Origin of the sequence: Bradyrhizobium sp. SPXBL-02, assembly GCF_051853065.1 — a bacterium.
Lineage (GTDB): Bacteria > Pseudomonadota > Alphaproteobacteria > Rhizobiales > Xanthobacteraceae > Bradyrhizobium.
In genome coordinates, this window is the sequence record NZ_CP182474.1 from 2,586,385 (window position 1) to 2,604,524 (window position 18,140).

Sequence of the window (18,140 nt, forward strand, 5' to 3'; positions counted from 1 at the left end):
GCAGACGAATCGAGGCTTGAACTGCCCTTGAGGCAGCCCTAGGTTTTTCGCCGCGCGATGTCGCGCTCAATACCTTGGGAGACCCGAATGGCTTGGAAAGCTCCGAAGATCGTGGAAGTGCCGGTCGGCATGGAAATCAACATGTACGCCTGCGCTTCGCGCAAGTAAGACCGACGACCTGCTGCGGCTTCGATGGCGAACGCCGTCGTCGCCGTGGCAGTGTCGGATCACCGCCTCGCCGTGCTCTGTGCTTTGCGGATCGACACCAAGCCGCATGTGCAGGAGCTTCAATTCTCTCCCGCAAAATCTCGACCATGCTCCGCGGCAGTGTGTTACGCTGGTGCTCGGTCAGCGCTGCTGCCGCATCAGAGCGGAGCGCGCCTTTGGGGCACGGCATGGGCGGCAGAGCCTGCAAGTTCTGGTTGGTGATCGCGTGCGCGATCGTGCTGGCGCCGGCACGCACCAGCGCCGAGGAAGGCTTTGATACCGAGCACATCTTCGGCTTCATGATCGGCACCGATGTCGGCAATGTCGGCGAGCGCGAATTCCAGAGCCAGACGACGGGGCGCTTCGGCAAAGGCGGGGTGGCCTATCGCGCCCTCGCGCAGGAGCTCGAGATCGAGGTGGTGCCGCTGCCGAATTTTCGTATCGAAGTCGGCGGCACCGCCAGCTTGCACGACATCACCGGCGTCCCTGATATCGACGATCGCCGCCAGTTCAACTTCCAGGGCGTCTCGCTCGACCTGCGCTATCGCCTGCTCAACCGCGAGCGCGCGCCATTCGGCCTCACGATTGCGGCCGAGCTCCACGGCGACCGCATCGACGAGACCAGCGGCGCGAAAGGGCGGATGTACGGTACCGAATTCACGCTCGCCTTCGACCGCGAACTGATCCCGAACTTCGCCATCGGCGCCCTCAACCTGATCTACCAGCCGGAATGGGCGCGCTTCGAGATTGGAGGGGCATCCGAGAAGAGCTCGACGATCGGCGCCGCGTTTGCCGGCCTGGTGCGGGTGCGCCCCGATGTGCTGCTCGGCGGCGAGATGCGCTACTTCCGGCAATATGAGGGCATCGGCCTCGGCGAGTTCTCGGGCCAGGCCCTGTTTGTCGGCCCCACCGCCTATTTCCAGCTCTCCGAGCGCTCCCGGCTCACCATGAGCTGGAGCATGCAGGCCTGGGGGCGCCCGGCCGGCTTAGGCGGCAATCTCGATCTCGTCAATTTCGAGCGGCATCAGGCGCGATTGGTGTTCGGCGTGAACTTCTAGCGCGGAAGGTCGTCATACCCGGGCTTGTCCCGCCTGCGCGCCGAAGCCGCTTCGGCGAGGCGAAGGCCCGGGCATCGACGTTCTTTGTTCCACGAGGCAAGGCGTGGAGGGCCGGGACAAGCCCGGCCATGACGAGGCTTCGGCGCTTTGAAACTTCCCCCTCCTTGGGGCGTAGCTCCATGTGCTAATCTCTGCATCGCCCGTTGCGAGAGGATTCCGGCATGAACCCGATTGACCTGGTGGTGACTGTGTGTGCGGTGCTCTCGCCTGCGACCTGCGAAGAGCAGCATCTGGTGTTCAACTATTCCGGGTCGCCCCGCCAATGCGTCATGGCCGCGCCGCCCTATATCGCGCAATGGATCGGCGAGCATCCGAAATGGCAGGCCGTGCGGTGGCGCTGCGAATATCCGCACCCGAACGACAAGGCGTGAGCTGCAAGAATCGATTCAAGCGCTACTTGCTGCAGTCCTTCAAATCCTTGTCGGCAATCGAGAACACCGCGTCGGCCTTGATCTCGATGTCGCGGACGATGCACTGCCGGGCATTGGGATAGCTGACCTTGGCGTCGTAGCGGCCGGGCTCGATGCCGGTGATGCGCAGCCGCTCGTCGTGGTCGACCTCCTTATCCTTGTCGTTCAGGCACTGGTTCGGACCCCAGTCGGTCCTGCCAGCGGGCGAGAGCTGGAAGCCGGAGATCGTCTCCGTCGTGAGATTCCAGAGCCTTATGCCCTTGCTCTTGGTCTGCGCGGCGGCTTCGCCGGCAAGCGTCAACAACGCGATCAAAGCAAGAACCCCACGCATCAGCCAGTCCTCCCAAAGGGCGCCGTCATTCCCTGATCAGGCGCTCGCGGTTCTTTGCCTTGTCGAAATTCTTGGCGCGGTCAAGGCCGTTCGGTGCGATCAGCTTCGCCGAGACGAGGTCGGCGCCGTCGAAATCGGCGTCGATGACGATGGCACCGGTCAGATCGGCTCCGCCGAGTTGGGCGTTTTTCAGTGATGCGCCGCTCAGATCGGCGCCCCTGAGGACTGCGAATTCGAGGTCGACGCGCGACAAATCGGCGTTGCGCGCGTTCAGCCGTTCCAGCTTGGCGGATCTCAGCACCGCGCGCATCAGCCCCATCGACTGGTTGCGCATATCGGCGCCAAGATGCGCGTCCGCGATCGAGGCGCCGACCAGGCTTGCGCCGGTGAGGTCGGCAGCGATGCGCGCTCCTGACAGGTTCGCGCCGTCGAGACGCGCGCGGGCCATTTGCGAGGCGAACAGATTGGCGCCCTTCAGGCTTGCGCCGGTAAGATCCGCATCCAGCAGCCACGCCTGATCGAGGATCGCACCGTCCAGCCTGGCGTCTCGAAGTATTGTCTTGTTGAGCCGCGCGGCGCGGAGAACCGTGTTGGACAGGTCCAGCCCGGAGAGATCGAGACCCGACAGGCGTTTGCCGGTGAAATCGGCAGGCTGCTTTGGGCTCGCTTTGGCCAACATGGCCTCGACCTCCGGCCTCGTCATTTCAGCCGAGACCATCGCGGGGGAGGTGAGGTCGACGCCACGCATCATGTCCTGCGCGCCCGCCGTCATCGCAACCAGTGCGAGGCTAAGCGCTGCAAGACCAAGCGTTGCGAAGGCGACTGTCCGTGTCATCATCAGCTCCGCCGCCGGCCTAATCTAGCACGTCCGCCAGGCGAGCGGCTATGAGGCATCTCGCTCAGTGCGGTCGCCTTGAGTTCGTTGGGCGAGGCTGGCCCTGATCGCCGCAATCTCGGCCTCGCCGCGTGTGCCGCGCGGGATGCCGATAGGCACCTCGGCCACGATCCGCGCCGGTCGCGGCGACAGGAAGAACAGCCGGTCGCCCAGGCGCACTGCATCGTCCAGGCTGTGTGTCACCAAAAGCGTCATCACTGGCCGGCTCGCGACGAGCGTTGCAATCTCATCGCGCAGGCGTCCGGCGAGAGCGTCATCGAGCGATGCCAGCGGTTCGTCGAGCACGAGAATATCCGGCTCGACGGCAAAGGCGCGGGCGAGCGCCACGCGCCTGGCCAAACCCAACGAGAGTTCACCGGGATAATGGTTGCGATGCGCTTCCAGCTCCAGGATTTTGAACAGCTCGGCGAGCTTGGCATCGGCGACACCGGGTGCAGCCAGCCTTACATTCTGCTCGACCGAGCGCCACGGCAACAGGCGCGGCTCCTGGAACACCATGCCGATCCGCGCCTGCGGCGGTCGCGCGACGTGGCCTGCAAAGTCGTGGTCCAGTCCGAGGATGATGCGCAGCATCGTGCTCTTGCCGCAGCCGGACGGGCCGATCAGCACGCCGACCTCACCGGATTGCAGCGCGAATTTGACCGGTGCCAGCACCTCGTGCGTTCCGCCCGCGGCACTCCGGAAGGTCTTGCCCGTGATGTCGACCTCAAGCCGCACGGGGCCGCCACCTGTTTGCGCGGGCTTCGAACGGCTGCACCAGCAAGGTTTCGATGACGAGTACGACGGCGGCGAATGTCAGGGAATAGGCCAGCAGCCGCGGCGTGTCGAACAGCTGGAAGGCGACGCCGATCTCGAAGCCGACGCCGTTGGGCCGTCCCAGCAGCTCGGCGACCAGCACGATCTTCCACACCAGCGACAGGCCGGAGCGGGCAGAGGCCGCGATATAGGGCGCAAGCTGCGGCAGCACGACGTGGCGGAAGGCGCGCCAGCGCGGCATCGCGAACACGCTCGCCATCTCGTCGAGCGAACGGTCGAGTGCGCGCGTGCCCTCGCGCAAGGTGACGATGGCGGTCGGCAGCTTGTTGATCGCGATCGCCGCGATCGCGGCGGCCTCGGTGAGGCCAGCCCAGATATAGGCCAGCACGATCACGACCAATGCGGGCAGGTTGAGCAGCAGGATCAGCCAGGGATCGCCGAGCCGGTCGGCGAGCTTGACCCGGCCCATCAAATAGCCGATCGCGCTGCCGAGCGACATCGCCAGCGTGAAGGCGAGCGCGACGCGCGCCAGCGTGGCGCCGAGATGCAGGAACAACGCGCCGCTCGATGCTTCCGCGATCATCACCTGAAGCACCGCCGGCGGGGAGGGCAGCTTTGCGCCGCCGACGAGGAGCGCGGCAATCCACCAGATCGCGAGGAACAGGGCGAACGAGAGCAGGCGCAGCACCTCAGTCTCCGGGGACCGCGTGATAGAAGGTGCCGGGGTCGAGCTCGGCTGCGGGGCCGACGAGCTCGCGTCCGCCGATCTCGGCCAGCACGCGGTACAGCACGCGCGCGTCCGTTTCCTCATCATCGATGCTCCGGCGCGGAATGCCGTCGCGGTAGCGGTCGCGGTAGGTCTTGAGCAGGGCAGGATCGGTCGTGCCGGTGAGCGGCGCGACCTTGTCCCAGGCCGCATCCGAGGTCGTCAGCAGCTCCTTGGCCTTGCGGGTCATCGCGATGAACCGCGCGACCGCCTCCTTATGGCTCGCGGCCCAGCTCTCGTCGAAGACATAGCCGACTGCGGCGACCGCGCCTTTGGCGCCCAGCTTCGGCAAGATCTCCTCGATCCCGGCGAGGCGGCGAAAACCCTTGGCTTCAAGCTGGGCGCAGAAATTCCAGAAGTTGAGGCTCGCATCCATCTCGCCGTCCAGCGACTTGGCGGCGATCAAGGGCGGGGCGCCATAGACGATGGTTGCGTCCGACTTCAGGTCGATGCCGTCCTGCTTCATGCGCGCCTGCAGCAGCAGCCAGCTCTTGTCGATCGCCCCGCCGGCGACCGCGAGCTTGCGGCCCTTGAGGTCGGCAAGCGTCTTGATCGGCGAATTGGCCGGCACCATCACGGCGCCGAGCGCACTGGAATAGGGATAGAAGGCGAGCTTGGCACCGAGCGCGCGCTCGCGTGACACCCACAGCCAATCCGACAGGATGATGTCGGCGCTGCCGGCGCGCATCGCGATCTTGCCGGCCTCGGTGCTCGCGAGCTCGGTGACCTCCAGCGACAGGCCGGCCTCCTTGTCGAGGCCGGCGCTGCGGATCGCGGCCAGCTCCCACGAGAATGTTCCGGTCTTCTGCACCGCAAGGCGGATCGTGTCCGCGGCGCCGGCCGGCGCGGCTAGCGCCAGCGCCGTTGCGAGCGCCAATATTCGTGCCAAAACTCTCATCACCTTGTGAGCCGTTTCCTCTGACAGAGTGCTTTTCAGCACAATACGCATAGCATAGCTTGGCTCGCAACCAGCGGGAGGACGCGCATGAATCTGGCCGGACGGCTACGACCGATTGTCGCCGCATTGACGGCGCTCGCTGCGAGCCTATGCGCGGCAGGGGCCGAAGAGGCCAATGATTATCCCACCGCGGCGCGCGCCGAATACGTCTATGGCTGCATGAAGGCCAATGGCGAGACGCGGTCCGCGATCGAGCAATGTTCCTGCTCGATCGACGTGGTCGCCTCGATCATGCCCTACGAGCGCTATGTTACCGCCGAGACCGCGCTCAGCATGTCGCAAGTGCGCGGCAATCTCGGCGTGCAGTTTCGCACCTCGGAGCAGGCCAATTCGGCGGTGAATGACCTGAGGCGCGCGCAAGCGGAAGCCGAGGTGAGGTGTTTTTGATCCCAGCACCGTCATTCCGGGACGATGCGAAGCATCGAACTACGGTGCGCAATTGCGCACCTGAGAATCTCGAGATTCCGGGTTCGGTCCTGCGGACCGCCCCGGAATGACAGCGAGAAACGCAGCTATGTCCCCGGCTTCTCCACGTCCCATTCATTGCGGAACACGTGCCCGTCCGTGTCCTTCGCTTCCGCGCGGAAACGCTTGGCGCCGTTGGAGACATAGGTGAAGCGCAGGTTGGGATCTTCCGAGATCGAGATGCCGCCTTCCATCGACAGCACGGGGCTGTCGTCCTGCGTCAGCTTGAGCTGGTTGATGAAGAAGGCGGGGATATAGAGCTGGGTGACCTGGTCCATCTGCAATCCGGAATTGTTGGGATGGCCGATCATGATCTGCGCTTCACGCAACCGGCTGGCCGGACCGTCCTCACGGGCGAATTGCCGGTAGCGCATCTGGCCGAGCCGGTTCTTGGCTTCTTCCACGTTCTTTGCTGCCGGGGCCGAGCAGCCGCCGGAGGCCTTCACATAGACTTTCGAGACGTAGAGCTGGCCGTCGCTGAGCTCGGCCACGGCGTGCACGTCGGTGTAATTGTTGACGCGCACGCGGGTCGAGATTTCCGTGACATTGGCGTCCGGGCCGAGCTCGAACTTCGCGGCCATCGGCGCGGGGTTGCGGTCGATCACCAGCGTGATCGAGCGGATGCGGCGGCTATCTGCGGGCGACAGCTTGCTGCGCAGCGTCACCGGCACGATGGCGGCGTCCTCGGCGCGATAGGGCATCTCGATGCCGATCACCTCGGCGCCGTCGTTCATCGGCCGGTTGCTGAAGATGTCCTGCACCAGGCCCGGCCAGGGATCGTAGGCCTCTTCCGCTTGCGTCGGCACGGCGAAGGCGATGCCGAGGAGCAGGGCGATCAGGGGCAGGCGGCGTGTGCATCCCGTCATGGTCATGCTCCTTGGATCAAGCGAAGCTGATCTCTGCCAGGGTAGCGCGCCCGCTACTCCCATTCAATTTCCGAAAATGCTGCAGTTGCGTTGCGGGCGTTGTAGTCCTCGAACAGCTGCCAGTGCGGCCGCTCTTCGGTGGCCGCCTTGTCCGCAGCGGCGCGGATCGGCGCGCCCTTCTTGTTCAGGGCGCGGACGTCGGACAGCAGCGTTGACAGGTAACGCCGTTGATCGCTCAGCGCCGCAGGCCAGTCGCTCACGGGGCCGTGACCGGGAACAACGCGCAGCGCCGGGATCGTCTCCAACGCCTTCAGCGTAGCGAGCCAGCCGCGAATGCTGCCGTCCATCACCGGAATGTGGCGGAGAAAGACGAGATCGCCGGCAAGCAGGGTCTTGGTGGTCTCGTCGAACACGGTCAGATCGTTGTCGCTGTGCCCGGCCGGCCATGCCCTCAGGGTCAAGCGGCGCGATCCGAGATCGAGCGTCAGCGTGTCCGTCACGAGCAGGGTCGGTGGCACGATCTTCACGGGATCGATCAACTCGGCGCCCATGATGCGTCTGAAATTGTCGAGATAGAACGGTCCGCGGCTCGCCAGCGCCTGCGGCAGCTTGCTGTGGCCGACGAAGCTGGCTCCCTCCGCCACGAAGGCAGCATTGCCGAAGACGTGGTCGGGATGGCCATGGGTGTTGATGACATAGCGGATCGGCTTCTGCGTGCGCGCGCGCACCGCCGCCAGCAGCGCCTCGCCTTCGCGCAGGCTGCCGCCGGTATCGATCACGGCCACCGCGTCATCTCCCACGATGAAGCCGACATTGGCGATGTCGCCCTCATTCTCGCGGCTCATCAGCGCGATGGTCCCGGAGTGTAGGAAGATTCCCGGCGCGACTTCGCTCACAGGCAATTCGGCCGCTCCGGCGCGTGCTAGCGTCGCTACTACCAGGGACAAGGCTGCGATCACGAGAGCGATGCGAGACACTTTTCCGCCTCAGTTCAAAGGATCGGCCTCATTGCACTGCAACAAAGCAAAGCCAGCAAAAGTTGGCACACGTGGCGCGTCATGCGTTGCATGGATAACATTCAAACAAAACGAGGAGGAAGCGCGATGACGCAGGCCGGACGACATCGTCGCTGGTGGTTTTCACTCTGCATCGTGATCGCATCCTGTGCGTTCGGCGATATCGCCTTCGCGCAGACCAACGAGACCGGCGATCTCTCGTTCGAGCTGGTTGACCCGAAGGTGCTGCGCGTCTGCGCCGACCCGCGCAACCTGCCTTTCTCCAACGAGAAGGGCGAGGGGTTCGAGAACAAGCTCGCCGAGTTCCTGGCGGACAAGCTGCAGAAGAAGCTCGACTACGTCTTCTTTCCGCAAGCGACCGGTTTCGTGCGGATGACGCTGGGCGCACATCGCTGCGACGTCATCATGGGCTTCCCGCAGGGCGACGACCTCGTGCAGGGCACCAATCCCTATTACCGCACGACCTATGCGCTGGTCGCGAAGACCGGCAGCGGGCTCGAGGACGTCGATACGCTGGAGGACGCACGCCTGAAGGGCAAGCATATCGGCATCGTCGCCGGCACGCCGCCGGCGACGAATATGGCGTTGGCAGGCCTGATGGGCGACGCCAAACCCTATCCGCTGATGATCGACACGCGCTTCGACAATTCGGCGCAGGCGATGATCGAGGACCTCACTGCCGGCAAGATCGACGCCGGCGTGCTCTGGGGACCGATGGCCGGCTATTATGCGAAGAAGGCCGGCTCCTCGCTGCACGTCACGCCGCTGGTGAAGGAGACCACCGGGCCGAAGCTGGTCTATCGCATCGGCATGGGCGTGCGTCCCGCCGACCAGAACTGGAAGCGGCAGCTCAACCGGGTCATCCAGGAGAACCAGGGCGAGATCAACAAGATCCTGCTCGATTTCGGCGTGCCGCTGCTGGACGAGAGCAATCGGCCGCTCGGCGCGGAGACTGCCAAGAAGGCGCCATGAGCCGGCCGCTTGCTGCGGCGTTCGTCGTTGCCCTGCTCGTGGTCCCGGCGTTGGCGCAGCAGCAGGAGCCGTTCGAGCCCGAGGGCTATCGCACCGACAATTATCGCGCGCCGGTGCCGGCGACGCTCGCTGGCGCGCGCGTGCTCACGACCGGAGAGGCGGAGGCGATCTGGCGCGCGAGCAGCGGCACTTTCGTCGATGTGATGCCGCGCCCGCCGAAGCCGAAGAACCTGCCTGCGGGCACGGTGTGGCGTGATGCGCCGCGCAGGAACATTCCGGGCAGCCTCTGGCTGCCGGACACCGGCTACGGCAATCTGCCGCGCGCCGTGGACGATTATCTCCAGCGTGGCCTTGTGCGCGCCTCGCGCGGCGACAAGGCCGCGCTGCTGGTCATCTATTGCCTCGCCGATTGCTGGATGTCCTGGAACGCAGCCAGGCGCGCATTGGCTTACGGCTATTCCAACATCGCCTGGTATCCCGACGGCACCGACGGCTGGGAGGGAGCAAAACTTCCGACCGAGGAAGCCCAGCCGGACCCCCGCCCGGACCAGTAACGGTTTGGGCGAAGTGCTCTGCCTGTCCCTGCAAGCGGGAGACGAAAGACGTGTTACGGCTTCTGCTTCTGCAACTTCGTCAACGTGCCCGTACCGTTGGTCTCGGTCGCAGAATAGCTCACCCTGTCGCCGGCATGGACGGCGTCCAGCATCGCGGCATCCTTGGCCTTGTACTCCTGCAGCGCGCCGGCGCTGCCGGTGCTGGCGCCGACCGTGCCCTTCTGCGTCTGCTGGATCGAGATCGTGCCGTTGAGCCGATCGATCCGCGTGATCATCCCGGTCATGTCGTCAGCGAAGGCGCTGGTTGCGAGCATGCCGAGGACCGCGGCGCCCGCGAACATGAATCTTGTGGTTCCCATCGAGGCCTCCCGACGTCTGGAGTTCACTTCGACAAGCCATCATAAATCGATTTGGTTCCGGCAGATAGCGCGGCGAAAGGTTAACGTTGCTGAGGCGATTGCGGGAACTTTCCGTGAGCCGTCAGCCCAGCTGACGCTATTCCATTTCCTGCTGGATCACGCGTCCGAGCGCGAACAGGCGCTGGTCGATCGAGGTTGGAACCTCGCAGACGAAGCGCACCACCTTGTGGCGGTCCTCGAAGATCCGGGTCTTCCAGATCAGCTCGTTGCTGAGCGCCTCGACCTTCGCCTCGTCACGCGGTGTGGCCCCTTGCAGGGCCTGGAGCTGAATCGTCTCTTCGCGGATCTTGTCGGCGGCATCGCGCTGCTTGCGGCTGACGCGTTCGAGCCCGTTCATGACCTGGGAGCGCTGGGCGTTGAGCGTGTCGAACAGGCCGGCGAACAGCAGCCTGGCGTTCGCACTCTTGTCGGCGGCGGAACCTGCGAGAAACTCCTTCACCAGCTTTTCCGCCTCATCCAGCGGCGTCTTGCGCGCCGCCAGCTTTGCGACGAGCGCGCTGATCCTGGCGTCGTCCTTCCATCTGTTCTGGACGTCGTCGAGCGGCGGACCGGCCCACACGGCGGCCAGCGAGATCTCCGGCACCTTGGCCTGGGTGCACGGCCAGTCCGGATAGCGGGGATCGGCGGCGTGCGCCGCCGTGCTCGCAACAGCGAGCACCAGAACAGCACTGGCCAGAACTCGAACAATCATCCTTCGCCTCCCGCAGGCCCGCGTCGCGCCAGCCCGCGCGAGGGATCATAGGCCAGGATCGCGCCGATCATGAAGACGATTGTGCAGGTCGCGACCACCGCCAGCGAGATCCAGTTGACCTGGCCATACAGCGCGAAGCGGATCAGCTCAACCGCATGGGTGAACGGATTGGCCTCGCACAGATAGTAGAGATAGGGGCTGCCCTCCTGCACCCGCCAGAGCGGGTAGAGCGCGGAGGAGGCGAAGAACATCGGGAAGATCACGAAGTTCATGACACCGGCGAAGTTCTCCAGCTGCTTGATGCCCGACGAGATCAGCATGCCGAGCGAGCCCAGCATCAGCCCCGAGAGGATCAGCGCCGGCAGCACGGTGAGATAGCCCTGGGGCGGTGGGGTGATGTCCCAGAGCCAAGCGATCAGCAGGAACGCATAGACCTGGAGCAGCGATACCGCGGTGCCCGCAAGCAGCTTGCAAAACAACAGGAAGCCCCGCGGCAATGGGCTCACCAGGAGCGTTCGCATGTTGCCCATCTCGCGGTCATAGACCATCGACAGCGAGGACTGCATGCCGTTGAAGAGCTGGATCATCGCCATCAGCCCGGGGGCGATATAGACCTCGTAGAGGATGTAGGTCTCGTAGGGCGGGATGATGGAGATGCCGAGCACCTGGCGGAAGCCGGCGGCAAAGATGAACAGCCACACCAGGGGACGCACCAGTGCCGAGACGAAGCGCTCGCGCTGATGCAGGAAGCGCAGCCCCTCGCGCCAGACGATGCCAGTGAGGCAGGTCATGTACTCGGAGAGCGAAAATCCCCGCGGCGCCTCGCGCGTTGTGATGCTGCTCATGCGCCGCCTCCAGGCATGGTTTGCGCGCCGGTCAGGCGCATGAAGGCGGTGTTGACGTCCTGCGCACCGGCCTCCGCGGCGACGCGGCTCATCGGCCCCTGCGCCAGCACCTTTCCCTGGTGCAGCACCACGAGATCGTCGCTGGGCATGATCTCGTCGAACAGGTGCGTGGCCCAGAGCACGCCGATGCCCTGCTCGGTCACGAGCTGGCGGACATGGCTGATGATGTCGGCGCGCGCCTTGACGTCGAGGCCGACGGTCGGCTCGTCGAGCAGCAAGAGGCGCGGCCGATGCAGCAGCGCCCGCGCGATCTCCAGCCGCCGCATCTGTCCGCCCGAGAGGTCGCGCACCTTGCTCGCGGCGCGATCGGCAAGGCCGATGCGCCCGAGCAGCTCGGCGCTGCGCGCCGAGGCGTCGCGGCGGCCGATGCCATGCAGCGCGGCGTGATAGAGCAGGTTCTGCGTTAGCGACAGGTCGAGATCGAGCGTGCGCGGCTGGAACACGACCCCGAGCAGCCGCAGCGCCTCGCCGGGGCTCTTGCTGACGTCGTGCCCGAAAATGCCGACGCGGCCGGACTGGATGCCGAACAGGCGCGTGATCAGCGAGAACAGCGTGCTCTTGCCGGCGCCGTTGAGTCCCAGCAGCGCCGTGAAACTCGCGGGCTGCACATTGAAGGACACGTCCGTCAAGGCGCGCCGCGGACCATAGGCATGGCTGACGCCCTCGATCGACAACGCCGGCACCGTGGCCGCTCCCGGTCTCGGCGTCTGCTGCGGTTCGGCGATCGGGGCAGGGCTGGTCATGGCGCGATCGCAATGCCCCAGGGCAGTTCGCCCACCTGAATGGTCTTGATCACTTTTTGCGCGGCAACGTCGATGACGGAGACATCGTTCGACACGCCGTTGGTGGTGAGCAAATATTTCTCGTCCGGCGTGAACGCCATGTGCCAGACCCGCTGCCCGACCAGGAGATATTTCGTCACCTTGCGCGAGGCGACGTCGACCACGGCGATGCGGTTGGCGGGGCCGAGCGCGACGAAGGCGGTCTTGTCGTCCTTGGTCATGCCGATCCCGACCGGCTGGATCGCCTCCTTCCGCAGGCCCGGGATCTCGAACGTGACCTTGCCGATCACCTCGTGCTTTTTGGGGTCGATGATCGAGACGGTGCCGCCGATCTCCGAGGACACCCAGACCTCCGAAGAATCGTGCTTGTACTCGGCAAAGCGCGGCCGCGCGTCGACCAGCACGTTGGCGACGATCTGGCGCGACGACGTGTCGATGAAATGCGCCATGTTGGTTGTCTCGGACGTGTTGATCAGCGTCTTGCCGTCCGGGCTGATGGTCATGCCCTCGGGCTCGACGCCGACCTGGATATCGCCGAGCCGGGTGCGCTTCTCGAGGTCGATCACCGTCACCGTGTTGTCGTTCTCGTTCGCGACATAGAGGATCTTGCCGGCCGCATCCTGTGCGAACAGCTCGGGGTCGGGTCCGGAGGGCAGGCTGTCCACCACGCTTTGCGTCTTGGTGTCGATCACCTGGATGGTGTCGTCGTCACCGACCGCGACCATCACGAACTTGCCGTCGCGGGTGAAATCGATGCCGCGCGGACGCTGGCCGACCTTGATGGTCTTGGTCACGGTCCAGCTGTCGGTATCGATCACCGAGACCGTGTTGCTCTTCTCGTTCGAGACATAGGCGATGAAAGCATGCGCGGGCAATGCGACGAGCGCCAGCCCGGACAGAAGCCCCACACGCCACATGCGCAACATCTGCGTCCTCATTTCAACTTGCATTTGCTCTCCGGGCGATCGTAGCCGAGCGTGTCGAGCTCGGAGACCTGGTGCAGGAATCCTTCCTGCGGCGACACCGATACCACCATGCGGCCGTCGACCAGGAGGATCGGCTGGCGCAGCTGCCAATTCCAGTCGCGCAAGGTCAGCCGCGTGCCCTTGAAGGCGGCGACGGAGAAATCCGGGCCCTTGATGAAATCGGTGACCTTCTTGACCTCGCCGGAATTGGTGCGCGAGGTGGCTTCGCCGATCATGCGCACCGCGGTCCAGGCCTGCATGTCGAGCGCGGTCATCCGCCGCGCATTCAGCTTGATGAAGCGGTTCTGCATCTGGATCGCGCCCCATTGGTCCTGCGATGCGTCCCAGCTGCGCGGCACGAGGCCGGCCGAGCCGGCGACCGGGCGCGGATCCCAGGTGCGATAGGGCAGATAGGCGCCGAACACTTCACTCTCGTCTGCGGCGACCAGCACGTCATAGGCCGGCGCCTGTTGCGTGAAGACAGGAATCTGGCGCTGGATCTGCGTCACGCCGCTATCGGTGCGCCGCGCGCCGCCCTTGTCCTCGAAGATCCGCTCCTGCACGATCTTGGCGCCGAACCGCGCCGCGGTTCGCCGGAGCGCATCGGCGAACAGCCTGTCCTCGTCGTGCGAGCCGACCACCAGCAGCCAGCGCGACCACTTCTTCCACACCAGATATTGGCCGAGTGCATCCGCCAGCATCGCGCGCGTCGGCGCGGTGTGGATGACGTTGGCACGGCAATCGGCCTCGCGCAGCCGCTCGTCGATCGCGCCGGCGTTGAACAGCAACGTGCCGCGGTCGCGCAGGGCGTCCGCGACCTTCAGAAGCGCATCGGCGGGGAGGTCGGCGATGATGAAGCCGTTCTTCTCGGCGAGCGCGGTCGCAGCCTGCGCCACGTCCTCGCCTTCCCTGATGCGGCGCTCCTCCAGCGTGAAGCGCTGGCCGGTGAATTTCCCGGTGGTGTTGTTGTCCTCGATGGCAAGGCGCGCGCCGGCGACGCCGTCATTCTCGGCGGGCTGCTCGACCAGCGACAGCGTCGATCGGGTGCCGGCGATTCCGAGATAGCCGACGCCGACCGTGACGGGATCGGCCGCAAGCGCGCTCGTCGCCGCAAGACCAAAGCCGATCAGGCCGGCCAACCATCGGATCATGTTTCCTCCAGACGATCTCCCCGGCTTGACCGCCGGTGAAGAATTGTCTCTGCTTCAAGCATGACCAAATTGTCAGGCCATGCAACCCCGCATTTCGTCCCCGCGCGCGCACGGCCGGGAATCACGATCATGCGAGCATTGTTGGCGATCGCGGCTTTGCTGTTGACGGGCGCGGCCGCGCTCGCCGACCCGCCGAAACTCGCGGTGTTCGATTTCGAGCTGATCGACACCAGCCTGCCGGGCGAGTTCTACGGCTCCAAGCCGGAAGAGGCGCGACTCGTGCGCATCAGCGAGCAGCTGCGCAAGGAATTGGCAGAGTCGGGCAAGTTCCAGGTGCTCGATATCGCGCCGGTACGGGAGGCTGCCCGTCACGCCAACCTGCAGGCCTGCGGCGGCTGCGACCTCAAGCTCGCCGGGCAGCTCGGTGCCGATTTGGAGATCACCGGGCTCGTGCAAAAGGTCTCGAACCTGATCATCAATCTCAACGTCTATCTGCGCGACGTGAAGACCGGCAACATGATCACCGCCGCCAGCGCCGACATGCGCGGCAACACGGATGAATCCTGGTCGCGCACCATGAGCTACCTCATCCGCAACCGCCTGCTGGCGCCGAATTACGGTAAGCCATGAGGTCTTCGCCTCTCCCCGTAAGAACGGGGAGAGGGGGAGGAGAGAGCAAGATCACGCCGTCAATCTTGCCGCATGCCAGTGCAGGTGATCGCTCATGAAGGTCGAGATGAAATAATAGCTGTGGTCGTAGCCCGCCTGGCGCCGCAGCGTCAGCGGGATGCCGGCCTTGGCGCAGGCGGCCTCGAGCAGCTCTGGCTTGAGCTGCTCCTTCAGGAAATTGTCGGCCTCGCCGACGTCGACCAGGAAGCCGGAGAACTTGGCGCCGTCCTCGATCAGCGCCACCGTGTCGTGGTTGCGCCAGGAATCCTTGTTCGGCCCGAGATAGCCGGAGAGCGCCTTGATGCCCCAAGGCACGAGCGAGGGCGCCACGATCGGGGCAAACGCGCTGGCTGCGCGAAAGCGGTGCGGGTTGCGTAGCGCCACCGTCAACGCGCCGTGGCCGCCCATCGAGTGCCCCATCACCGATTGCCGCCTGGCATCGACCGGGAAGTTCTCCGCCACGAGCTTCGGCAGCTCGTCCGTGACGTAGCTCCACATGCGATAGTTGCGCGCGAACGGCTCTTGCGTGGCGTCCACATAGAAGCCGGCCCCGAGGCCGAAATCATAGGCGTTGTTGGCATCGCCAGGCACGTCGGGCCCGCGCGGGGAGGTGTCGGGCGCGACGAAGATCAGGCCGAGCTCGGCGCAGGCCTTGCGGAATTCGCCCTTCTCGGTGACGTTGGCATGCGTACAGGTGAGGCCCGAGAGGTACCAGACCACGGGCAGCTTGGCGCCGTCCGCATGCGGCGGGATATAGACCGAGAACACCATGTCGGTTCCGGTCGCCTGGCTGGCATGGCGATAGACGCCCTGCACGCCGCCATGGGATTTGTTGGTCGAGACAGTCTGAATCGTCATGCCGAAAGACTCCGTGGCATCTCACCACATCAAGATTGCAACGCTTGTGTGACCGAATTTGTGGCGTCGTCAGGCGACGCCGCTGTCGATCGCCAGCCGCACCAGTTCGACCGAGGTCTTCACCCCGAGCTTCTGGCGCATGATGGACGAGGTATTGGCGACCGTCTTGTAGGACGATTGCACCAGCCAGGCGATCTCGGACAGGCTCTTGCCGGCGCTGAGCAGCCGCAGGATCTCCATCTCGCGCGCGTTCAGCTTCAACAGCGGGTTTTGCGCCAGCGTCGGCCCCGCAAAGGCGATGCTGCGCGCGATCGCGGTCGGAAGGTAGGTGCCGCCGCTTCCGACGGCGCGGATCGCCTCGACGAGGTCGTCGGGGTCGCCGGTCTTGGAGACGTAGCCCTTGGCGCCGCACTCGATCGCGCGCGCGGCGAAGGCGGGGTCGTCATTCATGCTGAACATGATGATGCGAGCCTCGGGCGCACGCTCGAGGATGCGGCGCGCGAGCTCGAATCCGGAGACGGTCGGCAGATTGATGTCGATGATGCAGAGGTCTGGACGTTCGACGATGAAGACGCACTCGCCGTCCTCGGCGTCGGCGGCCTCCAGAATCTCGATCTCGCCTTCGTCGGCCAGCACGGCACGGCAGCCGGAGGCGACGATGGGATGATCGTCGACGATCAGAATGCGCATGGGCGTTCCTCGCGACAGCCACGTCCCCTGGAGCTTGCCTGTTCTGCGCCGCACGAGGCTGACCGGACAAGACGCGCGTCTCGTGTCGCCTCATGCAACCCGGCCGGGATTGCTGTACGCTTCCGATTAGATATCGGGCGGTTCGGCTCTGTCAACGTCATCGGACAGGCGCGGCCAACCCTTCGCGAGGCACGAGCGAGACCAATGTGGCAAAATCTTTCCTTGCGCGGGCGCATCAATCTCTTGCTGGCGTTGCTGCTGGCGCTGGGGCTCGCGGTCAATATCGGCCGCCAGGTCGCCGAGGCCGGCCCGCGCGTGCAGGCCGAGGACCAGAGCGTAATCCGCCTCGCGCGCGAATTCATCGAGATGATCGTTGCCGATCTCAACGAGGCGCCCGATCCGGATGCCAGGCTGAACCAGATCGCCCGCGATCTCAGCCGCCTGCGCCATGTCAGCATCGCGCTGCACGATTCCGGTGGGAACCCGCTGACGGCGCCCCGGCTTGGCGCCGATGGCGACGCGCGCGGCCCGCCGGCCTGGTTCGTCAGCCTGGTTCATCCCGAGCAGACCGCGGTCAGCGTGCCGGTCTCGATCCGCGGCAAGCCCGGCTCGCTCGTGATCACCTCGCACCCCGACGACGAGATCGCCGAGATCTGGGACGGCATCGTGACCCAGCTCGAGGTCGGCTCGGTGGTCGCGCTCGCGCTGTTTTTCCTGATGATGAAGGTGGTCGGCCGTGCCCTGGCACCGCTGCAGTCGCTGGCGGAGGCCATGGGCAAGCTCGAAAGCGGACATTACGAGGCCCGTGTCGCGCCGGGCGGCGCGCCGGAGCTTGCCGCGATCTGCACCAGGCTCAACCATCTTGCCGCGACACTCGGTGAAGCGGTCGAGGAGAAGCGGCGCCTTGCCGAGCGTGCCGTGTCGCTGCAGGACATCGAGCGCAAGGAGATCGCGCGCGAGCTGCACGACGAGTTCGGGCCCTATCTGTTCTCGCTGCGCGCACATGCGAGCGCGCTGGCGAAGCAGGCGGACGGACGCGAGCCGAGTGCGGATGCCGTGCGAAAACACGGCAGCGCCATGCTGGAGCAGATCAATGCACTTCAGCAGTTCAATCGTCGCGTGCTGGAGCGGCTTCGGCCCGTGGGTCTTGCCGAGCTCGGCCTGCGTCAGGCGCTCGAATCCCTGTCGCGGCTCTGGCGGGAGTCGCGTCCCGACGTCGCGATCGAGACCTCGATCTCGCCGGCGCTGGGCGCAACCGGCGAGACCGCCGATCTCACCATCTACCGCATCGTGCAGGAGGCGCTCACCAATGTGTTCCGCCACGCCGGCGCGACCTCGGTCAGCGTCGTCATCGAGCCGGTCGAGCAGGCCGGTGGCCGCGGCTGCGCCCGGGTGCGGGTCAGCGACAACGGTCGCGGCATGGAGCCGGGCCAGAAGCTCGGCTTCGGCCTCGTCGGCATGCGCGAGCGGATCCTGGCGCTGGGCGGCACGCTCAATGTGGTCTCCGGTGACGGCGGTGTGACCGTGGAAGCGCTGGTGCCGACGGCGGTAACGTGATCGCACCCGAAGCGATCGGGAAAAATTCCCGATTTGGTCGGGAAAATGGGTGCGGATTGGACCCGACCTTTTGTGGCTGGCGTCCCCAATGCGGCCGAATAAACTCGCCTCGACCAATCGGCGGAAATCAAAACAGCCG

General features: G+C 65.3%; 23 protein-coding genes. 8 read left to right on the plus strand and 15 right to left on the minus strand.

Annotation, left to right across the window (positions count from 1 at the left end; genetic code table 11):
* Positions 1 to 87: 87 nt before the first annotated feature.
* The 3 genes from pqqA to ACNJYD_RS11660 all read left to right on the plus strand — a co-directional run bounded on the left by pqqA (position 88) and on the right by ACNJYD_RS11660 (position 1,696).
* Positions 88 to 168, plus strand: a complete 81-nt coding sequence (gene pqqA, locus ACNJYD_RS11650) for a pyrroloquinoline quinone precursor peptide PqqA (protein WP_008562446.1) — start codon at positions 88 to 90, stop codon at positions 166 to 168.
* 227 nt (positions 169 to 395) lie between these two features.
* The gene (locus tag ACNJYD_RS11655; protein ID WP_439366461.1) at positions 396 to 1,265 is read left to right on the plus strand and encodes a hypothetical protein; all 870 of its coding nucleotides are present in this window, start codon (positions 396 to 398) and stop codon (positions 1,263 to 1,265) included.
* 221 nt (positions 1,266 to 1,486) lie between these two features.
* Entirely contained in the window at positions 1,487 to 1,696 is a 210-nt protein-coding gene (locus ACNJYD_RS11660; RefSeq protein ID WP_172785573.1) for a hypothetical protein, read from the plus strand.
* A 22-nt stretch (positions 1,697 to 1,718) separates the two neighbouring features.
* Here the strand turns inward: ACNJYD_RS11660 and ACNJYD_RS11665 are convergent, their stop codons facing one another.
* From ACNJYD_RS11665 to ACNJYD_RS11685, 5 genes are read right to left on the minus strand one after another with little or no spacing between them, the layout of a single operon-like run.
* Entirely contained in the window at positions 1,719 to 2,066 is a 348-nt protein-coding gene (locus tag ACNJYD_RS11665) for a hypothetical protein (protein WP_172785572.1), read from the minus strand.
* Positions 2,067 to 2,091: 25 nt separating this feature from the next.
* Positions 2,092 to 2,901, minus strand: a complete 810-nt coding sequence (locus ACNJYD_RS11670; protein ID WP_271506218.1) for a pentapeptide repeat-containing protein — start codon at positions 2,899 to 2,901, stop codon at positions 2,092 to 2,094.
* A gap of 48 nt (positions 2,902 to 2,949) precedes the next feature.
* Positions 2,950 to 3,678 carry an ABC transporter ATP-binding protein gene (locus ACNJYD_RS11675; protein ID WP_439366462.1) on the minus strand — a complete coding sequence of 243 codons (729 nt, stop codon included), beginning with the start codon at positions 3,676 to 3,678 and terminating at the stop codon, positions 2,950 to 2,952.
* The gene (locus ACNJYD_RS11680; RefSeq protein WP_172785569.1) at positions 3,668 to 4,405 is read right to left on the minus strand and encodes an ABC transporter permease; all 738 of its coding nucleotides are present in this window, start codon (positions 4,403 to 4,405) and stop codon (positions 3,668 to 3,670) included. The genes ACNJYD_RS11675 and ACNJYD_RS11680 overlap by 11 nt, the downstream gene beginning before the upstream one ends.
* A 1-nt stretch (position 4,406) precedes the next feature.
* Positions 4,407 to 5,381: an ABC transporter substrate-binding protein gene (locus ACNJYD_RS11685; RefSeq protein WP_439366463.1), complete on the minus strand. Its 975-nt coding sequence runs from the start codon at positions 5,379 to 5,381 to the stop codon at positions 4,407 to 4,409.
* An 87-nt stretch (positions 5,382 to 5,468) separates the two neighbouring features.
* Here ACNJYD_RS11685 and ACNJYD_RS11690 point away from each other — a divergent pair, with 87 nt between their 5' ends.
* Complete coding sequence (locus ACNJYD_RS11690; RefSeq protein ID WP_172785568.1) at positions 5,469 to 5,828, plus strand: hypothetical protein; 360 nt, start codon at positions 5,469 to 5,471, stop codon at positions 5,826 to 5,828.
* A 125-nt stretch (positions 5,829 to 5,953) separates the two neighbouring features.
* On the opposite strand, the gene ACNJYD_RS11695 is transcribed toward ACNJYD_RS11690, so the two are convergent.
* The gene (locus ACNJYD_RS11695) at positions 5,954 to 6,772 is read right to left on the minus strand and encodes a quinoprotein dehydrogenase-associated SoxYZ-like carrier (RefSeq protein ID WP_260380161.1); all 819 of its coding nucleotides are present in this window, start codon (positions 6,770 to 6,772) and stop codon (positions 5,954 to 5,956) included.
* Between the two features lie 53 nt (positions 6,773 to 6,825).
* A complete protein-coding gene (locus ACNJYD_RS11700) occupies positions 6,826 to 7,749 on the minus strand; it encodes a quinoprotein relay system zinc metallohydrolase 2 (protein ID WP_439366464.1) in 924 nt (307 codons plus the stop codon).
* A 126-nt stretch (positions 7,750 to 7,875) separates the two neighbouring features.
* Between ACNJYD_RS11700 and ACNJYD_RS11705 the strand changes: the two genes are divergently transcribed.
* Together ACNJYD_RS11705 and ACNJYD_RS11710 are read left to right on the plus strand one after the other, a co-directional pair.
* Entirely contained in the window at positions 7,876 to 8,760 is an 885-nt protein-coding gene (locus ACNJYD_RS11705) for a substrate-binding domain-containing protein (protein WP_172785565.1), read from the plus strand.
* A complete protein-coding gene (locus ACNJYD_RS11710) occupies positions 8,757 to 9,314 on the plus strand; it encodes a PQQ-dependent catabolism-associated CXXCW motif protein (RefSeq protein ID WP_439366465.1) in 558 nt (185 codons plus the stop codon). Before ACNJYD_RS11705 ends, ACNJYD_RS11710 begins: the two co-directional genes overlap by 4 nt.
* Before the next feature lie 53 nt (positions 9,315 to 9,367).
* Here ACNJYD_RS11710 and ACNJYD_RS11715 read toward each other — a convergent pair whose 3' ends face one another.
* The 6 genes from ACNJYD_RS11715 to ACNJYD_RS11740 form a co-directional block, all read right to left on the minus strand.
* Complete coding sequence (locus ACNJYD_RS11715; RefSeq protein ID WP_172785563.1) at positions 9,368 to 9,673, minus strand: copper-binding protein; 306 nt, start codon at positions 9,671 to 9,673, stop codon at positions 9,368 to 9,370.
* Between the two features lie 136 nt (positions 9,674 to 9,809).
* Positions 9,810 to 10,424: a hypothetical protein gene (locus ACNJYD_RS11720; RefSeq protein ID WP_172785562.1), complete on the minus strand. Its 615-nt coding sequence runs from the start codon at positions 10,422 to 10,424 to the stop codon at positions 9,810 to 9,812.
* A complete protein-coding gene (locus ACNJYD_RS11725) occupies positions 10,421 to 11,269 on the minus strand; it encodes an ABC transporter permease (RefSeq protein WP_172785561.1) in 849 nt (282 codons plus the stop codon). Before ACNJYD_RS11725 ends, ACNJYD_RS11720 begins: the two co-directional genes overlap by 4 nt.
* Positions 11,266 to 12,072 (minus strand): ABC transporter ATP-binding protein, encoded by an 807-nt coding sequence (locus tag ACNJYD_RS11730; RefSeq protein WP_439366466.1) that lies wholly within the window; start codon positions 12,070 to 12,072, stop codon positions 11,266 to 11,268. Before ACNJYD_RS11730 ends, ACNJYD_RS11725 begins: the two co-directional genes overlap by 4 nt.
* The gene (locus tag ACNJYD_RS11735; RefSeq protein ID WP_439367468.1) at positions 12,069 to 13,037 is read right to left on the minus strand and encodes a YVTN family beta-propeller repeat protein; all 969 of its coding nucleotides are present in this window, start codon (positions 13,035 to 13,037) and stop codon (positions 12,069 to 12,071) included. Before ACNJYD_RS11735 ends, ACNJYD_RS11730 begins: the two co-directional genes overlap by 4 nt.
* Before the next feature lie 8 nt (positions 13,038 to 13,045).
* Entirely contained in the window at positions 13,046 to 14,227 is a 1,182-nt protein-coding gene (locus ACNJYD_RS11740; protein ID WP_439366467.1) for an ABC transporter substrate-binding protein, read from the minus strand.
* 60 nt (positions 14,228 to 14,287) lie between these two features.
* On the opposite strand from ACNJYD_RS11740, the gene ACNJYD_RS11745 reads away from it, so the two are divergent.
* On the plus strand, positions 14,288 to 14,857 hold the full coding sequence (locus ACNJYD_RS11745; RefSeq protein ID WP_172785558.1) for a DUF3280 domain-containing protein: 570 nt from the start codon (positions 14,288 to 14,290) through the stop codon (positions 14,855 to 14,857).
* Positions 14,858 to 14,908: 51 nt separating this feature from the next.
* Here the strand turns inward: ACNJYD_RS11745 and fghA are convergent, their stop codons facing one another.
* Both fghA and ACNJYD_RS11755 read right to left on the minus strand, forming a co-directional pair.
* The gene (fghA, locus tag ACNJYD_RS11750) at positions 14,909 to 15,754 is read right to left on the minus strand and encodes an S-formylglutathione hydrolase (RefSeq protein WP_172785557.1); all 846 of its coding nucleotides are present in this window, start codon (positions 15,752 to 15,754) and stop codon (positions 14,909 to 14,911) included.
* A gap of 69 nt (positions 15,755 to 15,823) precedes the next feature.
* Positions 15,824 to 16,444, minus strand: coding sequence for a response regulator (locus tag ACNJYD_RS11755; protein ID WP_439366468.1), 621 nt, complete (start codon positions 16,442 to 16,444; stop codon positions 15,824 to 15,826).
* Between the two features lie 204 nt (positions 16,445 to 16,648).
* Between ACNJYD_RS11755 and ACNJYD_RS11760 the strand changes: the two genes are divergently transcribed.
* Complete coding sequence (locus ACNJYD_RS11760; protein ID WP_212255284.1) at positions 16,649 to 18,001, plus strand: histidine kinase; 1,353 nt, start codon at positions 16,649 to 16,651, stop codon at positions 17,999 to 18,001.
* Positions 18,002 to 18,140: the final 139 nt, after the last annotated feature.

What these genes read in the sequence shown, in the direction of transcription:
- pqqA (WP_008562446.1), top strand. Translation starts at nt 88, where the DNA reads ATGGCTTGGAAAGCTCCGAAGATCGTGGAAGTGCCGGTCGGCATGGAA.
- ACNJYD_RS11655 (WP_439366461.1), top strand. Translation starts at nt 396, where the DNA reads ATGGGCGGCAGAGCCTGCAAGTTCTGGTTGGTGATCGCGTGCGCGATC.
- ACNJYD_RS11660 (WP_172785573.1), top strand. Translation starts at nt 1,487, where the DNA reads ATGAACCCGATTGACCTGGTGGTGACTGTGTGTGCGGTGCTCTCGCCT.
- ACNJYD_RS11665 (WP_172785572.1), bottom strand. Translation starts at nt 2,066, where the DNA reads ATGCGTGGGGTTCTTGCTTTGATCGCGTTGTTGACGCTTGCCGGCGAA.
- ACNJYD_RS11670 (WP_271506218.1), bottom strand. Translation starts at nt 2,901, where the DNA reads ATGACACGGACAGTCGCCTTCGCAACGCTTGGTCTTGCAGCGCTTAGC.
- ACNJYD_RS11685 (WP_439366463.1), bottom strand. Translation starts at nt 5,381, where the DNA reads ATGAGAGTTTTGGCACGAATATTGGCGCTCGCAACGGCGCTGGCGCTA.
- ACNJYD_RS11690 (WP_172785568.1), top strand. Translation starts at nt 5,469, where the DNA reads ATGAATCTGGCCGGACGGCTACGACCGATTGTCGCCGCATTGACGGCG.
- ACNJYD_RS11695 (WP_260380161.1), bottom strand. Translation starts at nt 6,772, where the DNA reads ATGACGGGATGCACACGCCGCCTGCCCCTGATCGCCCTGCTCCTCGGC.
- ACNJYD_RS11705 (WP_172785565.1), top strand. Translation starts at nt 7,876, where the DNA reads ATGACGCAGGCCGGACGACATCGTCGCTGGTGGTTTTCACTCTGCATC.
- ACNJYD_RS11710 (WP_439366465.1), top strand. Translation starts at nt 8,757, where the DNA reads ATGAGCCGGCCGCTTGCTGCGGCGTTCGTCGTTGCCCTGCTCGTGGTC.
- ACNJYD_RS11715 (WP_172785563.1), bottom strand. Translation starts at nt 9,673, where the DNA reads ATGGGAACCACAAGATTCATGTTCGCGGGCGCCGCGGTCCTCGGCATG.
- ACNJYD_RS11720 (WP_172785562.1), bottom strand. Translation starts at nt 10,424, where the DNA reads ATGATTGTTCGAGTTCTGGCCAGTGCTGTTCTGGTGCTCGCTGTTGCG.
- ACNJYD_RS11725 (WP_172785561.1), bottom strand. Translation starts at nt 11,269, where the DNA reads ATGAGCAGCATCACAACGCGCGAGGCGCCGCGGGGATTTTCGCTCTCC.
- ACNJYD_RS11730 (WP_439366466.1), bottom strand. Translation starts at nt 12,072, where the DNA reads ATGACCAGCCCTGCCCCGATCGCCGAACCGCAGCAGACGCCGAGACCG.
- ACNJYD_RS11735 (WP_439367468.1), bottom strand. Translation starts at nt 13,037, where the DNA reads ATGTTGCGCATGTGGCGTGTGGGGCTTCTGTCCGGGCTGGCGCTCGTC.
- ACNJYD_RS11740 (WP_439366467.1), bottom strand. Translation starts at nt 14,227, where the DNA reads ATGATCCGATGGTTGGCCGGCCTGATCGGCTTTGGTCTTGCGGCGACG.
- ACNJYD_RS11745 (WP_172785558.1), top strand. Translation starts at nt 14,288, where the DNA reads ATGACCAAATTGTCAGGCCATGCAACCCCGCATTTCGTCCCCGCGCGC.
- fghA (WP_172785557.1), bottom strand. Translation starts at nt 15,754, where the DNA reads ATGACGATTCAGACTGTCTCGACCAACAAATCCCATGGCGGCGTGCAG.
- ACNJYD_RS11755 (WP_439366468.1), bottom strand. Translation starts at nt 16,444, where the DNA reads ATGCGCATTCTGATCGTCGACGATCATCCCATCGTCGCCTCCGGCTGC.
- ACNJYD_RS11760 (WP_212255284.1), top strand. Translation starts at nt 16,649, where the DNA reads ATGTGGCAAAATCTTTCCTTGCGCGGGCGCATCAATCTCTTGCTGGCG.